The following is a 23137-nucleotide window of genomic DNA, read 5'->3' as shown; positions in this document are numbered from 1 at the left end:
AGCATTGAAACTACTGCAGGCTCCTTGTATTTTCGGGCTTTGCGCCTATACTAAACCCTTTGCAGGCGAAGCAGCATTGAAACTCTTCAATCTCCCCTAGATTTTCTAGTTCTGTTTCATACTAAACCCTTTGCAGGCGAAGCAGCATTGAAACAGCCCAGATTGTTAAGCTACTTCAAGCAGCTGAATACTAAACCCTTTGCAGGCGAAGCAGCATTGAAACTCCCTTTGTGGGACTCTATAATTCGAGAAAGCGGAATACTAAACCCTTTGCAGGCGAAGCAGCATTGAAACTAGAATATTTAAGCCCAGCCGACTTCGAAACCAAATTATACTAAACCCTTTGCAGGCGAAGCAGCATTGAAACTATATGTATTCATTTACTACTTTTTTAACTCTATATACTAAACCCTTTGCAGGCGAAGCAGCATTGAAACTTGTAAGTTTAGTAGAGCCCGAAGAAGACGGCTCATACTAAACCCTTTGCAGGCGAAGCAGCATTGAAACGGTTCTTTTACCGAAACCCTAACTAAAAATGACGTATACTAAACCCTTTGCAGGCGAAGCAGCATTGAAACAGCAAGGCTTACATCAGGTCCTCCAGGAAGTACAATACTAAACCCTTTGCAGGCGAAGCAGCATTGAAACTATAGAATGGCTAGTAATGAGATTATGTCAAGTGCATACTAAACCCTTTGCAGGCGAAGCAGCATTGAAACAGTGCACTCTTATTGTTAAATACCTACCTAAAAAAATACTAAACCCTTTGCAGGCGAAGCAGCATTGAAACTAAGTATACTTCCTTATTTACTTTGTAGCTTTGTATACTAAACCCTTTGCAGGCGAAGCAGCATTGAAACTGTTTATTGTCTCTCCAGACATACGTACCTACACAAATACTAAACCCTTTGCAGGCGAAGCAGCATTGAAACTCGAAAGAACAAAACCCGCCGTGGTTACCGAAACTAATACTAAACCCTTTGCAGGCGAAGCAGCATTGAAACTGTTTTATTTGCTCGGTTTTGGGGTTGAAACTCCATACTAAACCCTTTGCAGGCGAAGCAGCATTGAAACGTTATTATGGGTAAGAAGTTCAAAGAATTTGAGAATACTAAACCCTTTGCAGGCGAAGCAGCATTGAAACTGTTTACCTTGGCAACAAGGCGGTTCTTGCCAGAAATACTAAACCCTTTGCAGGCGAAGCAGCATTGAAACAGGTTGTTTTTCAACCTTTTCTCTTAACAGAGCGTATACTAAACCCTTTGCAGGCGAAGCAGCATTGAAACTTTGCAGGATAACCCAAATTACCGCTTCGAGCAAGATACTAAACCCTTTGCAGGCGAAGCAGCATTGAAACTAGAACCAAACGGCATAGCCGCGGTCCATATCGAATACTAAACCCTTTGCAGGCGAAGCAGCATTGAAACAACCTGGTAGCATTGGTTTCCAGTCCCTGACTCTGATACTAAACCCTTTGCAGGCGAAGCAGCATTGAAACAATTCAGAAAAATAACTTCCACTGAAAATTGTGTATACTAAACCCTTTGCAGGCGAAGCAGCATTGAAACAATATATTTACATTAGTTTGTGTAATGATATTATTTATACTAAACCCTTTGCAGGCGAAGCAGCATTGAAACCTGTCAGCCTCAATTAAGGTATCTAAATGTACTTTATACTAAACCCTTTGCAGGCGAAGCAGCATTGAAACTACGTCTCACAGTAGAAGCAATCAAAGAGCTCGAATACTAAACCCTTTGCAGGCGAAGCAGCATTGAAACATCCAGAACAGAGATTTGGTTTGACCAAATTCTTATACTAAACCCTTTGCAGGCGAAGCAGCATTGAAACTGTTAATTTCATATAATTAACTTAAAAAAATACATAATACTAAACCCTTTGCAGGCGAAGCAGCATTGAAACGGCTGGCAAGTGTGCCATCTTGGTATAGGTCCAAGATACTAAACCCTTTGCAGGCGAAGCAGCATTGAAACCGCTTTAAAAAATTTATTGATCAGCTGGCGGCCATACTAAACCCTTTGCAGGCGAAGCAGCATTGAAACATTCTAGTTCACCTAAAATTTATACATTATTATAATATACTAAACCCTTTGCAGGCGAAGCAGCATTGAAACTTTTAAAAGATGTTTGCTAGAAATGTACCGGGCCGAATACTAAACCCTTTGCAGGCGAAGCAGCATTGAAACACTACAAATGCTCCATTTAAAAAGTCAGTTGCTGTATACTAAACCCTTTGCAGGCGAAGCAGCATTGAAACTGTTATCAGAAGCAACAAAGCTTCTGATCGTAGAATACTAAACCCTTTGCAGGCGAAGCAGCATTGAAACAGCTTCTTTTCTTTTTCCTTTTTTATCCAGAAGCTATACTAAACCCTTTGCAGGCGAAGCAGCATTGAAACTATGAGAAATATGCAGTACAATATAAGAAAGGTAGATACTAAACCCTTTGCAGGCGAAGCAGCATTGAAACTATCTCCAGAAATACCTTTCGAGTTATTTAAAGAATACTAAACCCTTTGCAGGCGAAGCAGCATTGAAACGATGCTGGAGAAGTATTCCTCCAGATCATCTTTCATACTAAACCCTTTGCAGGCGAAGCAGCATTGAAACTATTCTATTTTGTTCTCAACTGAGATCAGATAAATACTAAACCCTTTGCAGGCGAAGCAGCATTGAAACAGTCTTATTCAAAGTTTCAGATTCTGCCATTGAATACTAAACCCTTTGCAGGCGAAGCAGCATTGAAACTTTATAGTTCTTAATGAGAGACATTCCTTCACCTATACTAAACCCTTTGCAGGCGAAGCAGCATTGAAACGGCCCAAAATAAAGGCCTCGTGTTCGGTCTTAAAATACTAAACCCTTTGCAGGCGAAGCAGCATTGAAACTTCTCAAGACTTGTGGTCCAGAAGAAGGCTTTGAATACTAAACCCTTTGCAGGCGAAGCAGCATTGAAACTGGCAATGAACTCGACCTCGCGGTCGAACTCTCGATACTAAACCCTTTGCAGGCGAAGCAGCATTGAAACGGCTTAGGAATTTAGCCTTGCTGGCTTTAGGGCATACTAAACCCTTTGCAGGCGAAGCAGCATTGAAACTGCTCTTTTCAAGTTGGCACAGCAATACAATAGTTATACTAAACCCTTTGCAGGCGAAGCAGCATTGAAACAACAAGCTTAACCGTGACATTCATAAACGGTAGCATACTAAACCCTTTGCAGGCGAAGCAGCATTGAAACAACTCATCTAATTCTAGTGGGTAGTCCAAGTTAATACTAAACCCTTTGCAGGCGAAGCAGCATTGAAACAACCTTAAAACGAAGCTATGTTTAACGAAGAATTTATACTAAACCCTTTGCAGGCGAAGCAGCATTGAAACCATTTTGCAAGAAAAAAATAAAAAAACCTAGGAAAATACTAAACCCTTTGCAGGCGAAGCAGCATTGAAACCGTGGTAGAACACGCCATTTTTGAAATCGTAATAGCATACTAAACCCTTTGCAGGCGAAGCAGCATTGAAACGTTGTACGAGATTACTCAAGCTGTGAGTTGCGTATATACTAAACCCTTTGCAGGCGAAGCAGCATTGAAACAGTCATCTGTAAGTCTATTAATATCGGAGTCAAACTATACTAAACCCTTTGCAGGCGAAGCAGCATTGAAACATTTTTTTCCTGCAATAGCTCACGGATCCGAGAAAATACTAAACCCTTTGCAGGCGAAGCAGCATTGAAACTTTTAAAAGATGTTTGCTAGAAATGTACCGGGCCGAATACTAAACCCTTTGCAGGCGAAGCAGCATTGAAACTACAGGTGCTGCTAGCTTGGTTTGGAAAAACCTGAATACTAAACCCTTTGCAGGCGAAGCAGCATTGAAACATTTTTTTCCTGCAATAGCTCACGGATCCGAGAAAATACTAAACCCTTTGCAGGCGAAGCAGCATTGAAACTTTTAAAAGATGTTTGCTAGAAATGTACCGGGCCGAATACTAAACCCTTTGCAGGCGAAGCAGCATTGAAACTACAGGTGCTGCTAGCTTGGTTTGGAAAAACCTGAATACTAAACCCTTTGCAGGCGAAGCAGCATTGAAACTGTTTAAGAGCAAGCCGCCCTTCCTTGTTGCAGAATACTAAACCCTTTGCAGGCGAAGCAGCATTGAAACCGTCAGAAAGCTCTTTTCCTCGAAATTCGTCGGGGAATACTAAACCCTTTGCAGGCGAAGCAGCATTGAAACCGTCAGAAAGCTCTTTTCCTCGAAATTCGTCGGGGAATACTAAACCCTTTGCAGGCGAAGCAGCATTGAAACCTCTCGACAGAAGAGTGGAAATCCACTATAGTGTAATACTAAACCCTTTGCAGGCGAAGCAGCATTGAAACTCATGAGAAATCTACTTATTTCAGAGCGTTTTAAATACTAAACCCTTTGCAGGCGAAGCAGCATTGAAACATCGCTAGAGAACTTTGATGCGAAAACGATGGGAGTATACTAAACCCTTTGCAGGCGAAGCAGCATTGAAACAAAAGGCGTATCATCTCCAAATTGGCCTCCCTACGAATACTAAACCCTTTGCAGGCGAAGCAGCATTGAAACCTCAGACATGTACTGGGCTACAGCAAACGAAAGCATACTAAACCCTTTGCAGGCGAAGCAGCATTGAAACCACGTTCTTCTTCAGGGAGTTTACTGAACCAGTCTATACTAAACCCTTTGCAGGCGAAGCAGCATTGAAACCAGTGACCGAGAGAGAAATGCTCCCTCGGTACAATATACTAAACCCTTTGCAGGCGAAGCAGCATTGAAACACTCGACTGAGCGAGTATAAACAGCCATTTAGGCTATACTAAACCCTTTGCAGGCGAAGCAGCATTGAAACAGATGAAGATAGAGGGCTGCGATGAGTTGGTGTCTATACTAAACCCTTTGCAGGCGAAGCAGCATTGAAACTTTTTGACCCCCGGGGGTGTCTGACAAAAAAAAGTTATACTAAACCCTTTGCAGGCGAAGCAGCATTGAAACTTCAAAAAGAAATTAAAAGAATTGAAGCTACTTTAAATACTAAACCCTTTGCAGGCGAAGCAGCATTGAAACCTCTATCAATGCCTTAAGAACTAAAAGGGCTCAAGATACTAAACCCTTTGCAGGCGAAGCAGCATTGAAACCTCCTTGAGGTCTCAATCCGAAAATAGATGCTACATACTAAACCCTTTGCAGGCGAAGCAGCATTGAAACTTGCGTAAGTCGGATCCTAAGCGAGTATTTACTCGATACTAAACCCTTTGCAGGCGAAGCAGCATTGAAACCTCCTTGAGGTCTCAATCCGAAAATAGATGCTACATACTAAACCCTTTGCAGGCGAAGCAGCATTGAAACTATTCATTCAAAATTTCAACAGATATAGTTTCTAATACTAAACCCTTTGCAGGCGAAGCAGCATTGAAACCGTGAATTAGAAGAATTAAAAAACAAAGTAGTAGATACTAAACCCTTTGCAGGCGAAGCAGCATTGAAACATTCACGGTAGGCCTCTTTTTTTCGGTAAGCACCAATACTAAACCCTTTGCAGGCGAAGCAGCATTGAAACAACATGTAGTGATCTACCAGAAGATTTCTTAGAAATACTAAACCCTTTGCAGGCGAAGCAGCATTGAAACATTATGGGCAATACAAGGGATCCATCGTTAGAGCATACTAAACCCTTTGCAGGCGAAGCAGCATTGAAACAGCTGACATATTAACAGAAGCTGTCAAAAGAGGAGATACTAAACCCTTTGCAGGCGAAGCAGCATTGAAACTTTCTCTAATTTGCATTGAGTTCGTCTTTACAGTCATACTAAACCCTTTGCAGGCGAAGCAGCATTGAAACTCTCCGAAAGTAATCAAGATTCTTTTCACAGGTTATACTAAACCCTTTGCAGGCGAAGCAGCATTGAAACTCTAAAGTTTTTGGGTTTGACTTAAAACTGTCTAATACTAAACCCTTTGCAGGCGAAGCAGCATTGAAACTGTATCCAATAGACGTACAACTGCGGAGATCTGTAATACTAAACCCTTTGCAGGCGAAGCAGCATTGAAACTGTATCCAATAGACGTACAACTGCGGAGATCTGTAATACTAAACCCTTTGCAGGCGAAGCAGCATTGAAACTATTTGAAGATACTATAATGGTGGAAGATAAAAAAAATACTAAACCCTTTGCAGGCGAAGCAGCATTGAAACTTTACCGTAAGAGTGATCAGCAATTACGGTAGGGTGCTAATACTAAACCCTTTGCAGGCGAAGCAGCATTGAAACTCTGGCGCCGCCGAGTCCCCCCGATTCGGTTGGTTATACTAAACCCTTTGCAGGCGAAGCAGCATTGAAACCTGTTCTAATACAGCTACTGTTGAATCGTTACCTTTGATACTAAACCCTTTGCAGGCGAAGCAGCATTGAAACTACTCTCCAAGGACATCCCCCCCGTCCTTAGCCGTATACTAAACCCTTTGCAGGCGAAGCAGCATTGAAACTACACGGACTCGAACCGTGGACCCACTGATTATGAATACTAAACCCTTTGCAGGCGAAGCAGCATTGAAACAAATTAAATGAAGAATTAAGAGCTAAATAATTAATACTAAACCCTTTGCAGGCGAAGCAGCATTGAAACTTCATGATGACCACCTGATTCCTAGGTATGGTGAAGATGAGAAAACGGGAAGAAAAAGATTATTAAATAACGAGATATACTAAACCCTTTGCAGGCGAAGCAGCATTGAAACTTCATGATGACCACCTGATTCCTAGGTATGGTGAATACTAAACCCTTTGCAGGCGAAGCAGCATTGAAACCCATTTGCAAAAACAGAAATCCTTACGTTGTCTAATACTAAACCCTTTGCAGGCGAAGCAGCATTGAAACTTCTTCAATATAATCACAGATGTCAACATAATTAAGTATACTAAACCCATTGCAGGCGAAGCAGCATTGAAACCTCAGATGTCATAATGAATCTGAGGGTTGTTTTATATACTAAACCCTTTGCAGGCGAAGCAGCATTGAAACGTTTTACCCCTCTCCTAATAATGAGGAGAGAGGTTATACTAAACCCTTTGCAGGCGAAGCAGCATTGAAACAATTCCTCGAAATTTTTGAATGAAATCATTTTTTATACTAAACCCTTTGCAGGCGAAGCAGCATTGAAACATCAATTCTATCGTAGTAGACACTACATTGTTCTGATACTAAACCCTTTGCAGGCGAAGCAGCATTGAAACGCTCAGAGCCTAAACGCCTGTTTATACTCGCTCTGAATACTAAACCCTTTGCAGGCGAAGCAGCATTGAAACAGTTTTTAAAGGTTCTAAAAGAAATTTTAGTTGTATACTAAACCCTTTGCAGGCGAAGCAGCATTGAAACTCTCTCCGCTGAGGCGTGGGAGTTGGCAGGGAAGCTATACTAAACCCTTTGCAGGCGAAGCAGCATTGAAACTTCGTCATCTGCTTGCTTGTACATTACATCCATTATACTAAACCCTTTGCAGGCGAAGCAGCATTGAAACATCTTTGCGGAGATTCTTCTGGAGTACGAATCAGATACTAAACCCTTTGCAGGCGAAGCAGCATTGAAACTGGAGCAGCTCCAGCCTGAAACTACCCCTTCTCCTATACTAAACCCTTTGCAGGCGAAGCAGCATTGAAACAATGGTATTGATTACATTTTAAGTGGTGAAATAGTATACTAAACCCTTTGCAGGCGAAGCAGCATTGAAACACGTATTGAGACCGATGAGTATATGTCTATAAAATACTAAACCCTTTGCAGGCGAAGCAGCATTGAAACTGAAATGATTTATATGCTAATAAAACCTCTACTATACTAAACCCTTTGCAGGCGAAGCAGCATTGAAACAATAAGTGGATTATTAAAAGAGAATGGGTTTTATATACTAAACCCTTTGCAGGCGAAGCAGCATTGAAACCTTTTCTTTTTCATCAAAAAATGACATAATAAAATATACTAAACCCTTTGCAGGCGAAGCAGCATTGAAACTTTCCCCGATAACACCACCATCAGTGGCATCACCATACTAAACCCTTTGCAGGCGAAGCAGCATTGAAACTTCCTTCAAACAGTAGTCTATTGAAGTATTCAAACAATACTAAACCCTTTGCAGGCGAAGCAGCATTGAAACTGTTATTGCTTTAGACCATGATGATAATATTGAAATATACTAAACCCTTTGCAGGCGAAGCAGCATTGAAACAACTTTGGAGGTGGATTTAACAATAGAGCTGAAGAAATACTAAACCCTTTGCAGGCGAAGCAGCATTGAAACCTCTTTAAAGAAGACGCTGAACCCCTTGATTAGGGATACTAAACCCTTTGCAGGCGAAGCAGCATTGAAACAGCTTCTAGGGGGATTCCACAAGACTCACGTATTAATACTAAACCCTTTGCAGGCGAAGCAGCATTGAAACATAAGAGATCTTATCAAAAACCTCAAAGTGGAGGATACTAAACCCTTTGCAGGCGAAGCAGCATTGAAACTTGTCCATACCTGCATAAGCAACGCACTGAGCCTATACTAAACCCTTTGCAGGCGAAGCAGCATTGAAACCTTTGAAAGCCTGCGAGGTTGCCCCCCATTTTAAAAATACTAAACCCTTTGCAGGCGAAGCAGCATTGAAACTAGCCATAATTTGGGCCATAAAACGGCCCGTTTTAGATACTAAACCCTTTGCAGGCGAAGCAGCATTGAAACAATAGAGGTTGCTTTTCCCCCCTTCTACATATCTATACTAAACCCTTTGCAGGCGAAGCAGCATTGAAACAGTGTCATTTCTGCTTTGATCTGCTTTGGTTTGATACTAAACCCTTTGCAGGCGAAGCAGCATTGAAACATCGTGTCATTATTTTTAGCTTAGGTTGGTAATTATACTAAACCCTTTGCAGGCGAAGCAGCATTGAAACTAGCAAATTCCCTCCAATAAGAGAAATACGCATCTAATACTAAACCCATTGCAGGCGAAGCAGCATTGAAACACTCCTGAACCATTTCAGGAGTGAGGCAATGGGCTTATACTAAACCCATTGCAGGCGAAGCAGCATTGAAACTACTATGCGAATGCAGTAGAAGGCTCTGGATTGATATACTAAACCCATTGCAGGCGAAGCAGCATTGAAACCTATCCAGTAAAAGGCGGAAGATTTGTGATTTTAGATACTAAACCCATTGCAGGCGAAGCAGCATTGAAACTTCTACATGTTGGCTGTATCCAATAGACGTACAACTGATACTAAACCCATTGCAGGCGAAGCAGCATTGAAACCGGCTGGAGGAGCTGCATGAATGCCTGCTCGCCATTGAATACTAAACCCATTGCAGGCGAAGCAGCATTGAAACCGGCTGGAGGAGCTGCATGAATGCCTGCTCGCCATTGAATACTAAACCCATTGCAGGCGAAGCAGCATTGAAACGACTATTTAGGGGTTACTTCAATAGACCCTCCTAAATACTAAACCCATTGCAGGCGAAGCAGCATTGAAACCTCCACGTTGAGAGAGAAGTTCGACTTCTCATCTTCATACTAAACCCATTGCAGGCGAAGCAGCATTGAAACCGTGGCATTGGATTATTTATAATCTAGCCTTAGCATAATACTAAACCCATTGCAGGCGAAGCAGCATTGAAACTGCCTTAGACAGCTTTAAGGGTTTAATATAATGCAATACTAAACCCATTGCAGGCGAAGCAGCATTGAAACACAGTTCCACACTCCAACTGCAGGGATCTTATCCCATACTAAACCCATTGCAGGCGAAGCAGCATTGAAACTTTTTTAGCCTCTATTTCGGTATTGGCCCAATGGCTAATACTAAACCCATTGCAGGCGAAGCAGCATTGAAACTGTTTTATATCGCCCATAGTGAGCGATTTTTTGAAATACTAAACCCATTGCAGGCGAAGCAGCATTGAAACTCTACCATCCATTTAGGAGCAACCCATTCTCCTTATACTAAACCCATTGCAGGCGAAGCAGCATTGAAACGTCACAATCCACGCTGGTACGCACATCATTCGGGACATACTAAACCCATTGCAGGCGAAGCAGCATTGAAACCTCCCCCCCCTCCCTCAATTAAATATTTAAAAATATACTAAACCCATTGCAGGCGAAGCAGCATTGAAACTTTTTGCGTCTAACTTAGGCAAAACGCCACTTGAAATACTAAACCCATTGCAGGCGAAGCAGCATTGAAACCTCGACCGCTTAGGTCGTCCTCGTTCCATCTCGTATACTAAACCCATTGCAGGCGAAGCAGCATTGAAACGACATCCGTTATTGCTTTTGATTTGCTGGATTATAAATACTAAACCCATTGCAGGCGAAGCAGCAGCCAATAATCGCCTAGGGACAAGCCCCTAGGCTAACCCAATGGAGTCAGCCCTAAAGGGCCTCAAATTGTGATGTAGGGTTTTGCTCTGTTGTTATTGCAGAGAAGGACCATATCCAAAGGCCCTCTTTAGAGGGCTGTCTGAAAAAAGCTAGCCTAGGGATAAGCCCCTAGGCAGCAGAGTTGGTAGTATTGAGATAGCTTTATTAGTCCCTCAACTTTTTCTTGGGAGTTTTGAAAGGAGGGGGAGAGAGCGAATAGAGAAGAAGCCTTTTTTGGAACTAGCGGGTTTGGACTCATGGCTAAAGCCCTTGTTCGCTATAAAAATGGAAAAGGTTCGCTCCAAGAAAAAAACAACAGTCCAACCACAACGGCAAAGAAAAATCCCCTCGAAGGAGGGGATGGCGATTTTTTCGATAGCCTAGGGCCTTGGCCCTAGGGTTCCTATGAAATTTATGGGGGAGAAAAAAAGAAAATCAAACTACCGAAGAAAAATAACTCTTGTTCAAAGCGGTAGAGGATTTTAATCCTCTCCGCACTATAGATGTAGAATGGGGTTGTTGTATGGCTGTAGGTTTTAAGCTGCCGCCACAGCTAGCAGGCGGCGAAGCCGCCGCAAAGGAGCGAAGCGACTTGGCCTAGGGGCCTGAAAGGGGGCCGCGCAGCGGCAGACCCAGCCGCTGAAAGCGGCGCAGGGCCGAGCAGACCTGCGAGCCCTGCAAGGGCCCGGCCGCCGTAGGCGGCAGGCCCCAAAAAAAGAATATAGTCCTAACTGATTGGTAATCAGTTGTAAGTGAGGATTTTGATAGCTTGTTTTTCAAATCAAATCCAACTAATTTTAGAGCTAAATAGCTATTTAGTTTATGGCAAAAATGCAGTTCGCCTAAAATTTTTTAAAAAAACTTAAAAATAAAGTTCACAAAATGGACTTAGGTGACATTAAAGCATAAGTCAATGTTTTAGTAGATGACCGACTTTAATAAAATGTTTTAACAGCTATGCCAAGAGTGGAGGCGCAAGTTGAAAATGGTTTTAATTGGAGGGCGTAGTTTTCCCAAAAGATTTTTTCCCAAACTCATGCTTTAGCATGGGGCAAAGAGACAGCATGAAAAAAAATGAGACCTTATTAACCGAGCTATTTGAGCTAGATGAGCTGACGGCTTGTCAGGAATTAGCCGAAAAATTAATGGCTGCAGGAGCAAAAAGCTCGGCGCCATATTATTACTGGGTGAAGGTGGAACTCGAAAAAGAATCACCTAACTACTTGAATGCCAAGCGTTGTTTGCAGTTGGGCCAAAAGCGTTCTGCTGAAAAAGGGCGGCTGTATTTTTTATTTGGCCAATTGATGGAAGAAGAGGGGCGCTATGATTTGGCGCTTCATTATTATGAGCAGGGGCAGGGCGATGAACAGGCCGATTTGGCCCAAGCCAAGTTACTTTTTTTGTTGGAAGAAGATCTGCCCAAGGCCAAAATTTTACTCGAGAATTTGGCGATCCCCACCGCAGAAAGCTGCTATTTTTTGGCGGCCATTGCCTTGGAAGAAGGCGAATATCTGCAGGGAATTTCCCTCTTATCGCCAATTTGTAACACCGAATTTGAGGAGGACTGTTTTGAGCTGCTTTGCCGCTTGTATATTGCTTTTGGAGAGGGCGAAAAAGCACTTCCCTATTTAAAAACCTTGACCGAAAAGGCGGCAGATCCGATCGGCTATATGTCGGAATATGCGCAGCTTTTGCAGGACCTAAAACAAGATTTGGCGGCGGCCCAGGCTTGGTGCAGCTATCACAACAGTTTGCAGTTGCCCCAGATGAGCCAGGACCGCATTTTTCTGGAGAAGGCCCAAGATTTTTATGCTTTGGGTTTGCATGAGGGCGCGCTCTTTTTTTGCGAGCAAGCCAATCGCCATCAGTTGAGCGTTGAAGGCCTGCGGATGCAGACAAAATTGTATAAAGTGACTGGCGCCTTGGACAAGGTGGAGGATTGCCTGCAGGAGATGGCGCAATTTTATCCGGGGATGGATATCGCGGCCTTTAGCAGCAGTATGGAAAAAAATAATCCAGAGGATGAGTAGCCTAAATAACTAGACATAAAGCTAACCAAACTAAACAACCTAATTTTTTAACAAAAACACAATTTCTATGAAAAATTACACTGAAGATCCTGATCCAGATCAGGACACCCCACCCAATCCCCCTGCGCAATAAGCGGGCGAAAGAGGAGAAGAAGCTTGGCTTTTTCTCCTTTTTTTTGGGGCCTCCGCCTCGCTGCGCTCGTCGGCGCTACGTTCGGCAGCTCGCTGCTCGCTCGGCCCTGCGCAAAAAACAAGTTTTTGCTGGGTCTGCGGCTTTGCCGCACTGCCTACCATCGCTAGGCCGTTTGGCCTTCGGCCATGGCGGCTTTGCCGCCTGCCATTCATCGCCTAGGGACAAGCCCCTAGGCTAACCTAATGGAGTCAGCCCTAAAGGGCCTCAAATTATGATTTACGGCTTTGCTCTGTTGTGATTGCAGAGAAGGGCCATATCCAAAGGCCCTCGCAGAGGGCTGTCTGAAAAAGCTAGCCTAGGGGCTTGTCCCTAGGCAGCAGAGCAGGCAGATAGCTTTATTAGTCCCTCAACTTTTTCTTGTAAGATTGAAAGGGAGGGGAGAGAGAATAGAGAATAAGCCTTTTAAGAACTAGTTGGTTTTGGGTCCATGGGCTGAAGCCCATGCTTGTGGGGCTATGCAAACTGGCGGGCTAAAGCCCTTGTTTGCTATAAAAATGGAAAAGGTTCGCTCCTCAAAAACAACAACCGTCCAACCACAACCGCAAAGAAAAATCCCCTCGAATGAGGGGATGACAATTTTTTCAATAGCCTAGGGCCTTGGCCCTAGCGTTTCCATGAAATTTATGGGGGAGAAAAAAAGAAAATCAAACTACCGAAGAAAAACAACCCTTGTTCAAAGCGGTAGAGGATTTTAATCCTCTTCGCACTATAGATATAGAATAGGGTTGTTGTATGGCTGCTGGTTTCAACCTGCAGCCACAGCTAGCAGGCGGCGAAGCCGCCGCAAAGGAGCGAAGCGACTTGGCCTAGGGGCCTGAAAGGGGGCCGCGCAGCGGCAGACCCAGCCAGCTTGCTGGCGCAGGGCCGAGCAGACTTGCGAGCCCTGCAAGGGCCCGGCCGCCGCAGGCGGCAGGCCCCAAAAAAATATGGATAGCATGCCCACCAAAACCCTTAAAAGCAACATCTGAATAGATATAAATTTAAGGTCGAGATTGACTGCTGTTCCGATAAAACAAGCAATTAAATGAAATATCTGTGCATCAGTATAGCTTTGATTAGCTGCTGTCTGTTGGCAACTTCTTGTGCGTATCAAAAACTTGTACCGGGACGTTATAGTAGCAATGCACTACCATATGTTCTTTTAGAAGTAAAAGAAAATGATAGCTTTTCTTGCCGTTTTGATCTTATGGACCCTTGCTTAATAGAAGGAACGATAAGAGTAGATAAGAAGCGAGCTAGCTTTAACCATGAGAAGAATAGAGCTTTTGTATTAACAACTCAAAGCGCTAAGCATTCAGATAGTATTCGTCTGTCTTTTGTGTTTGAAGAGCTGGGTATTCCTCTTTATGAAGTAGTAGATAGTCTGTCTTTAGAGCAATTGACATCAAGAGTAACTAAATGCAAGATAAGTACCCGTCTGATTACTGATAGTTCTGAAGTGGGAAGAAATAATACAGTTTCCTTTCTTAGAAAGGAGGCTCCAAAAAAACTCATTATAAGTTCGACTTCTTCTATAGAAGAGCTAGCTTTTACTATTGATTTAAGGGCCTATCCTCAGGAGGATTTAACCATAACAATGTACAATTGGGACTACTGTTTTCTTACAAATATAGAGCTCCTAAAGGTAAATAACAGGAAAGGAAAAATTGTGATCAGAAGAACTGGCCTGAACTACTCTAAAAAAATAGTTTTATACAAACTAAAGGATTAGGTTGTTGAAGGCTTTGCCATAGGTTTTCAGCTGCAGCAGAAGGCCGAGCAGCGGAAGGATTCAAAAAAATAGTAGACTTAATGGAGTGCTATAGGCTTCGTAACTTTTTAGTCCAGAAGCATTAAGCATAAAAGGTATAGACTGAAATATTTAGATCAAAAGTAACTTAATGATGAAATTTGTTTTCTGTTTATTCTTGCCATTGATTCTCCTCTTGGCTTGCGTGGCTGAAGTTTCTGAAAAGTCGGAGGAGAAGCCAGGGCAGGAAGATTCCGTTAGGCAGTTGGAGCAGCTCAATAAGCTAGAGGGCTATTATCGGATGAGTTGTAAGATGCTGCTGCATTTGGGCCTGCAAGGAGTAGACTGTGATACATTTAGTAACCTAAATGAACAAAATTATTGGGTGCTAAATGTCCTCAATAGCGAATATAGTCCTCATCACTCTTATAAACTGTTGGCCCAATTTAGAAAGGACACGTTTTTTTATACGAAAATAGAGTATGATCTTTACAGAGCCTGCTTTAGTGGACTTCAATTAGCGGGTAAGGATTATGATAGTCTCTATTCTTGGGCCTCTGATGAGTATGAGGGCGCTAAAGATTACCTTATCGTTTATAGTGTAAAAGATAGTTTTTTTATTCCCCCCGATCATTTTAAACGCTTTATGAATGCTCAGTTTTGGGAGTTAGCATCCGTTCAAGAGGAACCTCTAAGGCGGCCATTTTGGGAAATTATTGGTATCGATAAAAACAATAAAAAGCATCTTCATACTATCTATGCTGGAGCTGAATTAGCTAGTTGTGTTGAAATCATCATCAAGGAATCTAGCCTTCCCTTTGATTAGCAAAATGGACATACCTTTGGGGCAAAAAATGCGGAGCGGCTATCTATTATGTCTATCTTTAGTGCCCACTTTTAATCTTTAAATAAAAAACAAAATGACCTTACATCAACTTCTTTCGTACATCGAACAACGACCTTGGATGTATTTTTATCCAGTTTCTCTAGACTCTTTAGGTAATTATATAGCAGGTTTTTTAACAGGACGAGGTTCTGTGGCTAAAGTATGCGAAGAGAATATTTCTACTTCTGATTTATTTTTTGACTTATTTCATGAATGGGTTAGCGTGAAATTAGGGCCTGGAATAAACTCAGCTTATGGCTGGAGAACGATCTTAAAACAAAAGTTTGAGGATGAAGAACAGCAGTTGAAGGCCTTTTTTGATTTATACAAATCCTTCTCAAAAATAAAAGGAGTACGTTATTCTTTAGGCATAGTTGGCAATCATGGAGAGTTCAAAGTTATTGATTATCAAGAACACAATATTGGCTTAATCCTTCTGTATGATGGAAGAACTCGTCGCTGTGATAGTTGGGAGGTTGTTCAAAATATTATAAAATACAACTTTGACTCTAATTTTGAGCTCGATATTCAAAAACTACTGCAGAGCTAAGCTGCAAAGGTCCAAATAGATCGCCCTAACCTTTAGGTTAGATGAAAAAGTTATAAAAGTAGGCAGCAAAATTGACATTTAACTATGAAGGTAGAACCTAAGCTGATAATATGGGCAATATTTTTTTGCTTTCAAATTGCTATTTGTCAGGGGCAAAACTGGGAGCCTCCTAAGGGCAATAAGTTTTTTTCTAAAGTAGAAAACATAAAAACTGGGGCCCTTCTTACAGGTTTGAGAAATGATACACTTTTTGTGTTGTTTTATGATAGACTGCTAAAGGTGGAGTTCTATTCGGCTATTGCAGATTTAAGCTGCGATAGTTGTACCTTTTTTGAGGAAACGTATAATTTTAGATTGAATTCTGGAAATCTTGATTCAAAACTACAGTCTACACTTGAAAATAATGGAGATACGCTATTTGTTATAGAGCAAAAAACACATCATAGACATCAAGCCCTATCTGAGGATCGCCGCTACGAAGATTTGTGTGTGTTGAAGCGGTATGTTTTTTACTCCAAGAAAAAAGGGATTTACAGAATAGATTATGCCGCTAAAAAGAATCCTTCTGATTGCGCCAAGCTGGGCTGGCAGTATATTGAAGGTGATTTTATCTATACATTTGGTCTCAAGTAGGTTGAAATTTTGGGGGCCTCCCGCCTTTGGCGGGCGCTACGTTCGGCAGCTCGCTGTTACTTGCTTCGCTGCGTCGGCTCCCGTTGGTCGGGTCGCTCGGCCCTGCGCAAAAAACAAGTTTTTGCTTGGTCTGCGGCTTTGCCGCACTGCCTACCATCGGTTACTCCCGTTGGTCGTCGAACTGCGCCCTAAAGGGCTTGTTGTGGCCGCTCAGCTGTCTTTTTTCTTTGGGCGGTTTTCTTCGGCGGCTGGGCAGTTTTGGGCCCTTAGAAGCAATGAAAGCGAACAAGGACTTTAGTCCGCTAGTTCGCTAAAGTCAGCAACCCTGGGCTTCAGCCCAGGGCGGTAAGGATAGCCGCCTGTTAGTCCCTCAACTTTTTCTTGTAAGATTGAAAGGGAGGGGAGAGAGAATAGAGAATAAGCCTTTTAAGAACTAGTTGGTTTTGGTTCCATGGGCTGAAGCCCATGGTTGTGGGGCTATGCAAACTGTCGGGCTAAAGCCCTTGTTTGCTGATGGAGCCTAGTGGAACAGAAAAATCCCCTCGAATGAGGGGATGACGATTTTTTCAATAGCCTAGGGCCTTGGCCCTAGCGTTTCCATGAAATTTATGGGGGAGAAAAAAAGAAAATCAAACTACCGAAGAAAAACAACCCTTGTTCAAAGCGGTAGAGGATTTTAATCCTCTTCGCACTATAGATATAGAATAGGGTTGTTGTATGGCTGCTGGTTTCAACCTGCAGCCACAGCTAGCAGGCGGCGAAGCCGCCGCAAAGGAGCGAAGCGACTTGGCCTAGGGGCCTGAAAGGGGGCCGCGCAGCGGCAGACCCAGCCAGCTTGCTGGCGCAGGGCCGAGCAGACCTGCGAGCCCTGTAAGGGCCCGGCCGCCAAAGGCGGCAGGCCCCAAAAAACTATTTCCGCAATTCGAGAAGTTCCCGAAAAGAAAGTTGGCCAATCAAAAAGGCGCTTAAAAGAGAGGCTGCGCCCGCCAATAAAATCTTGAACCAAAAAATAAGGGGCAAAAATTGACTGCCGTAAAAAATGCCGAAACTCAATGCACTGCCCAAAATGAAGCGGAAAAATAAGGCCAAAGAGAAGTAGGAACGCAAGGCCGGGAAATAGCGAAAACTCAATAACATCTCCGTAATGGCAATGAAAAATTGCGTGATTAGGGTGGCTACAGCCGCTCCCAAAGCCCCATAAGTTGGAATCCAGAGCAGATTGAGGCCAAAATTGAGCACTACCCCAAAGGCAAAAAAGATATTCATCCCCTTGAGACGAGCCGCCGCCGTGAGAAAAGGACCAAAAATATAGATGAGTCCAGCAGCATTGGCGGAAAACAATAAAATTTGGAGCAATAGCGGGGTCTGGCTATGGCTACTTTCATAAAGGGCGGGGGCGAGCTCCTCGGCATAAAAGAAGAGGGCAATGCTGAGCGAGACAGATAAAAAACTCATCCAGCGGAAAGCCGTGGCCATCAATTGGCCCAAATCTTTGAGCTGCAAAGGCCGCAGCAAACGAGAAAACATAGGCAACAATAAACCCGCAAATAAATAAGCAATCATGTTAAAGGCATCGAGCAACCGATAGGCAAAAGCATATTGGTCCGCCTCCAGTTTTCCCTCCTCCGCAGGCAGCAAACGCTCAATCATCACGGCATCCATACGGCTGTATAAGGTCATCAGCAAAATGACAAAGGCATAGGGCAAGGCCTGTTTGAGCAAAATGTACATCCGTCTAGGCGAAATGCGCCAAGCCAACGGCCCCTCTACTTTTTGGGCCAAAAAAACTGCGCAAATCAAAAAAGTGAGGGCATAACCGACAGATTGCGCCTGCACAAACTGCAAAATATTGAAGGGGCCAAAAGGTTCAAGGGACAGTAAACTGTATAGTAAAATGATGAGCAATAATTTATCCAAGGCCGAAAGCAAACTGTCGAGCCGATAAAAGGCCATGGCCGATAAATTGGAGCGCAAAAATAAAATGCCACTCAATAAAAACTGATTGAGCAAAATATAGGGCAATATCTGCCAAGCCGCCTCTCCATAACCCATCAGAAAAGCAGCCCCAAAGGCCAAGGCAAAATAACCCAAGCCCAAAACCGCCTTGAGACTGAGCAGCATCGGCAAATAGGCAGAGCGCAAATTTTCTTGCTGCGAAATAAATCGACTATTAAATTGTAGCAAACCCAAATCGGCTAGGAGCTGAAAAATAAAGGCAAAATTGAACAAACTAAAGTACAAGCCATACTCCCCATCATCCAAACGGTTTTGGACCTGTAGGTCGATCCCAAAAATATAAAATGGCTTTATCAGCAGGTTGATGCCCACCAATAAAGCCAAATTTAATAGAAATGTTTTCTTCATTAGGTCGAACTTAGAAGCCAAACATTCCACCCAAATCACCCATGCCCGGAGGCAAGATGTCTTTGAGCATGTTCTGCGTCTCGGCCGCTTCTTTTTCTGCTGCTGCCGCCAAAACTCGGTTCATGGCCGTAAGCAACAAATCCTCTAGCTCTTCATGATCGTCCAAAGAAAGCTCTGGGTCAATTTTGATGTCCAAAATCTGACGAGCGGCATTGGCCCGGATCTGAATGGCCCCGCCGCCAGCCTGAGCACTCACCTCAATTTGCGTGAGGCGCTGACGCATTTTCTCTTGTTGTTCCTGAATATTTCCAAACATAGTAGTCGCTATTTTTTTGCGAAGATAAGGATTCAAGCTTATTTTTCTACATCATCTTCCAAAATGTAATCGCCCAACCATGCTTTACGAATCTTAAGCTGCTCGGCGCTTACTTCTTCAAGCAAATTGAGGGCATGCTCCTGTGGCACTTTTACCTTTTTCAGTTTTCCCTTCAAAAGGACTTCCTCAATGGCTAAAGGATCTACCTTTTTGCCCTTTTTGATTCTGCGGTTGCGCTTGCGCATTTTGCGTTTGCTTAATGTTTCTTCTCGCAAAACAAGGACCTCCAATTCATAGCCTTCTTTGGCTTTGCTGGCATAGCTGGTCAATACCTGCTGCGCATTCAAGGGCGTCAATTCTTCGCCATCCCATTTTTTGAGCATATCGCCTTCTTTCAAACCGAGCTCTTTGCCAAAGTCATCAATGAATTTTTCATTGGCCACCATCAAAAGCCCTTGCTCCGGATTGAAGCCAATGCCTCCGTTGGGATTGAAACCCAAAAGCGAAAGCTCGGTCCGAAATCCCTGATCGCTGTACTCAATCCCCGCCTCTTTCATTAGCTCTACATAGGGCAATGGCTCGGTGCCAGCCACATGCTTGAGCATAAATTCTTTGATTTCTGGATAACCTGTAACAGCCACCATCTCATCAAATAGTTCGGCATCCTTAAAGGGTTTTTGAATGCCGTATTTTTTGGCCAAATCTTGCATCATTTCCTGAATGCCATAAGCGCCCTTAGACAAAATACGGAGCTTCAAATCAATGCACATCCCAATCAATGCGCCCTGCATATAGACGTTGGGGTATTGGTCTTTGTTTTCATCCAAACAAGTTTTTGACATCTCCGTAAAAGGCAAATCCTTTTTGAAGTAGTCCGCCGTAGCCATTTTGGTCGACATCTCGTTCAAGAAGTGCTCGGCAGAAACTAAACGCTGCTTAACTTGTACATGCTGGGCCGAATATTCGGTTACGCCCTCATATAACCAAAGGTGCTCCGACATTTCGGGCTCAATGTAGTTGAAGTAGTGAATTTCTTCCGAATGAATCGATAAAGGCGTTACAATATGAAAGAATTCATGGGCCGCTACATCTCGTACCGTTTGGGCAATATCGCCAGATTCGCCCTCAAATAAACAGTAAAAAGAAGAGTAAGAGTGCTCTAGCGCTCCAGCAGAACCCGACAAAAAGCTTTCACCACCTTCATTCAAGAAAATCAAAAATGCGTAGTGGTCCACAGGCAGTTTGCCGCCCAAATAGGCCCGCTGAGATTCCAAAATAGGCTGGATTTCCTGCACCAAATCCTTAGATTTTACCATGCCCGTAGGCGAGTAGGTCTGAATCAAAACATCGGCATCGCCTACTTTAATAATGGCCGTATCAGCCTCGGCATACATAATGGGCGCATCCACCAATTTATGATAATCGGCTACCCGAAAAATATCGCTGTCCTCATCGCCAGCCACTCTTTCCATAGAGGTGCCGCCAAATAAGTTTTTCGGACGGTCAATCTCAATGGTAAAGGGACGACGCTCTTGGTCGTCAAAAAAGCCAAAAATACCGTGGTTGTTGAAAACGAAAACTTCATTTTCTGCATCAATATTGGTCCCCGCAGGCTCAAAAACAACATTTTCCTGCTCCGTATCCCAACTGTCTTCCACCTGGTACTCAATTCGAGCCAGTTTTGCGCCCTCAGCAATGACCCAACTGTTGTCGTCAGGATGCTGCACCGCCAACTCTTTTCCATTGGCATCCAAGGCCTTAAAGTTAGACACAAAACGGCCAAAATCATAAATGCTATAGGTGCCGGGCACCATTTTGGGCAAATAAAAACGCAGTTCTCCCTGGGCATTAAAATCCTTGGGCTCCAAACTCACGGTCAATTTATCGTCCTTGACCGCATTCAAATCTACCTTATAATGGTAGCTTAAAGAAGGCGCTTGGGCCTGGGCTTGCCAGGCAAGGCCACAAAAACCAAGGGCTAAAAGTAATTTTTTCATAGTATAAAGGGTTTAATGATTTTTATATTTTGGGGCCTCCTGCCTGCGGCAGGCGCTACGCTTTGGGGCTCGCAGGTCTGCTCGGCCCTTCGCCAGCTTCGCTGGCTCGGTCTGGCCTAACGGCCACCCCGCCGCATCGCTAGGCCAAAGACCAGCCCGCTAGCCCAAGCAGCTTTTCTAACTCATAATACTTCAAAAGAAAAAGCTAGACGCCTTTTTTCGATTAAGTAAATTATTTTCTAGATAGAGTAGGGCCCCCGCTTTTCGTCGAAAAAATGGCCCAGCCTACTTTTTTTGGATAAACTGCCCGCAATAACTGAATTTTTTTTCAGAGTCTTCTATTTTTGGATGAACTCAATCGGGAGCTCTTTCCCCATTCTTATCATATAATTATATAGTATGCGCTTATTACCCTTTTTAATGGCTGCTTTTATGACGCTCCCGCTTTGGGGGCAGCAGCTGCAACAAAACATTTACTTTGTTCAGTTGGCCACCTATGCCAATCCCGACTACAAAGATTTTTCTAAGGTGCACAGCCAAGGCTACCTCTTTGCCGAAATGCAACCCACGGGCCTTTATCAGGTGCTTATGGGAACCTATAGCAATTATAATGCAGCCAAAAAGAAGCTGGATGCCGTAAAAGCTAGAGGCTATAAAGATGCTTTCATCCAAAGGAGAGCCATCTTGGAGCAAGATGCCGTTTTTATTGTGCAAATGGCCACCTTGGACCAAAACGAAGATGTCTATTGGCCCGATTGGGAACGCCTAACGCCCCAACTCAGCCTGCAGCTTTCGGCCAAAAAATTACGGATTGCCGCTGGCCCTTACTACAGCCAAGCCGAAGCCGATGCGGCCCTGAAAACCATTCAGGCCAAAGGCGGCCGCCAAGATATGATTGTGCGCAGAGTAAGCGAAAAAGCTTTGCACCCGCTCAGCAATTTTGAGCGCCAAAAGTCAAAGAGTTATGGTAAAAAAACAGCGGTTCGCCCTACGGTAAAAAGCTTGCAGTTGGCCCTTAACCAAACTGGCGATTATCAGGAAAAAATTGATGGACAATGGGGCCCCAATACCGAAAAATCGCTTTTGGCTTTTATGCAAAAAGATAGAACGGTCCAAAAATACCAACTCCTCAGCCAAGATAATTTCTTTAAGGAAGAGGTAGAAAAGTATAGCCTGCAATATTACCTCAACCTAATTGACCAAGATCCCGTACAAGCCGAAGCGGGCCTCAAGCAGTTTAAGCACCCCTTGGCCAAGGTGTACCGAGCCTATATGTACCGCAATGGCGATCTAGTGATTAAAAATGCCGATGCAACCATCAACCAACTGATGCAGGCCGCTATTGGGCAGGTCTTTGTCAATTATCGTCAGAAAACCCGCTACGATTTTAGCCAGCAATATGCTTATAACGATATTCGCCAGCTGATTCAGCATTTGCGGGCCATTCATGAGGCCGTAAAAGACGAGCCTGATGTACCCTGCTGGTTTTTCCGCCGCCACCCCCAACTAGCTGCCGAGGCTTTTGCCCCTTACTGGAACAATGAGCGAGATGATTACCAAATTTCTAGCGATTGCGGCAGCTTTTTGAGCCTGCCGGCTATGCAACTGCTTTTGGCCATGACCGAGGATTTGTCGGGCGGTAAAAAAAGCCAAGATTTGGCCCAACTCAATTTGCTTTATGCTTTTCCCAGAGGATTAGAATATGAGCAAATGAAATCCCTAGAGGCTTGGAACAATGGCGTTTGGCAGCAACTAAATAGCTGGAAACAAGGCGCTCCGCTACAGGCCAATAACTACAAAAGCCTAAAAGTAGCTTATTATAATAGCCTCAGAGAGCTAGAAGATTACTTCATCCAAAAAGGATTTAGCAATCGGGATGCTAGAGGTTTGGGTTTGCAGACTTTGCAATTTGCCATTGGCTGCCAACTAGATGCCGCCTGCAAGGGCTAAGCTTTTGGTCCTAGAGGGCCGAAGGCCCGACGGCTGAGGGATGGAAAGTGG

The 23137-nt window shown here is 43.6% G+C and carries 9 protein-coding genes and 1 CRISPR repeat array (1 of these 10 running past the window's edge); of the genes, 6 read left to right on the top strand and 3 right to left on the bottom strand.

Annotation, left to right across the window (positions count from 1 at the left end):
- Positions 1 to 10406: a CRISPR direct-repeat array (repeat unit 36 nt; unit sequence ATACTAAACCCTTTGCAGGCGAAGCAGCATTGAAAC) (it extends 1373 nt beyond the left edge of the window).
- Between the two features lie 1096 nt (positions 10407 to 11502).
- The 5 genes from SGRA_RS00700 (at position 11503) to SGRA_RS00670 (ending at position 16459) form a co-directional block, all read left to right on the top strand.
- Positions 11503 to 12468, top strand: a complete 966-nt coding sequence (locus SGRA_RS00700) for a tetratricopeptide repeat protein (RefSeq protein ID WP_245538606.1) — start codon at positions 11503 to 11505, stop codon at positions 12466 to 12468.
- A 1217-nt stretch (positions 12469 to 13685) separates the two neighbouring features.
- Positions 13686 to 14372: a hypothetical protein gene (locus tag SGRA_RS00685; protein ID WP_014373153.1), complete on the top strand. Its 687-nt coding sequence runs from the start codon at positions 13686 to 13688 to the stop codon at positions 14370 to 14372.
- Between the two features lie 169 nt (positions 14373 to 14541).
- The gene (locus tag SGRA_RS00680) at positions 14542 to 15216 is read left to right on the top strand and encodes a hypothetical protein (protein ID WP_245538605.1); all 675 of its coding nucleotides are present in this window, start codon (positions 14542 to 14544) and stop codon (positions 15214 to 15216) included.
- Positions 15217 to 15310: 94 nt separating this feature from the next.
- Positions 15311 to 15826 carry a hypothetical protein gene (locus SGRA_RS00675; protein WP_041329424.1) on the top strand — a complete coding sequence of 172 codons (516 nt, stop codon included), beginning with the start codon at positions 15311 to 15313 and terminating at the stop codon, positions 15824 to 15826.
- Between the two features lie 84 nt (positions 15827 to 15910).
- Complete coding sequence (locus SGRA_RS00670; protein WP_014373150.1) at positions 15911 to 16459, top strand: hypothetical protein; 549 nt, start codon at positions 15911 to 15913, stop codon at positions 16457 to 16459.
- Positions 16460 to 17368: 909 nt separating this feature from the next.
- Here the strand turns inward: SGRA_RS00670 and SGRA_RS00665 are convergent.
- From SGRA_RS00665 to SGRA_RS00655, 3 genes are read right to left on the bottom strand one after another with little or no spacing between them, the layout of a single operon-like run.
- Positions 17369 to 18823 carry an MATE family efflux transporter gene (locus SGRA_RS00665; RefSeq protein ID WP_041329423.1) on the bottom strand — a complete coding sequence of 485 codons (1455 nt, stop codon included), beginning with the start codon at positions 18821 to 18823 and terminating at the stop codon, positions 17369 to 17371.
- Positions 18824 to 18833: 10 nt separating this feature from the next.
- The gene (locus tag SGRA_RS00660; protein WP_014373146.1) at positions 18834 to 19139 is read right to left on the bottom strand and encodes a YbaB/EbfC family nucleoid-associated protein; all 306 of its coding nucleotides are present in this window, start codon (positions 19137 to 19139) and stop codon (positions 18834 to 18836) included.
- 38 nt (positions 19140 to 19177) lie between these two features.
- Entirely contained in the window at positions 19178 to 21136 is a 1959-nt protein-coding gene (locus tag SGRA_RS00655; protein WP_014373145.1) for a M61 family metallopeptidase, read from the bottom strand.
- Positions 21137 to 21535: 399 nt separating this feature from the next.
- On the opposite strand from SGRA_RS00655, the gene SGRA_RS00650 reads away from it, so the two are divergent.
- On the top strand, positions 21536 to 23086 hold the full coding sequence (locus SGRA_RS00650) for a hypothetical protein (protein ID WP_014373143.1): 1551 nt from the start codon (positions 21536 to 21538) through the stop codon (positions 23084 to 23086).
- Positions 23087 to 23137 lie beyond the last annotated feature (51 nt).

Source organism: Saprospira grandis str. Lewin (assembly GCF_000250635.1).
Classification (GTDB): domain Bacteria; phylum Bacteroidota; class Bacteroidia; order Chitinophagales; family Saprospiraceae; genus Saprospira; species Saprospira grandis.
Note: the sequence above shows the minus strand (reverse complement) of the source record. Positions and strands in the feature narration are given on the sequence as shown.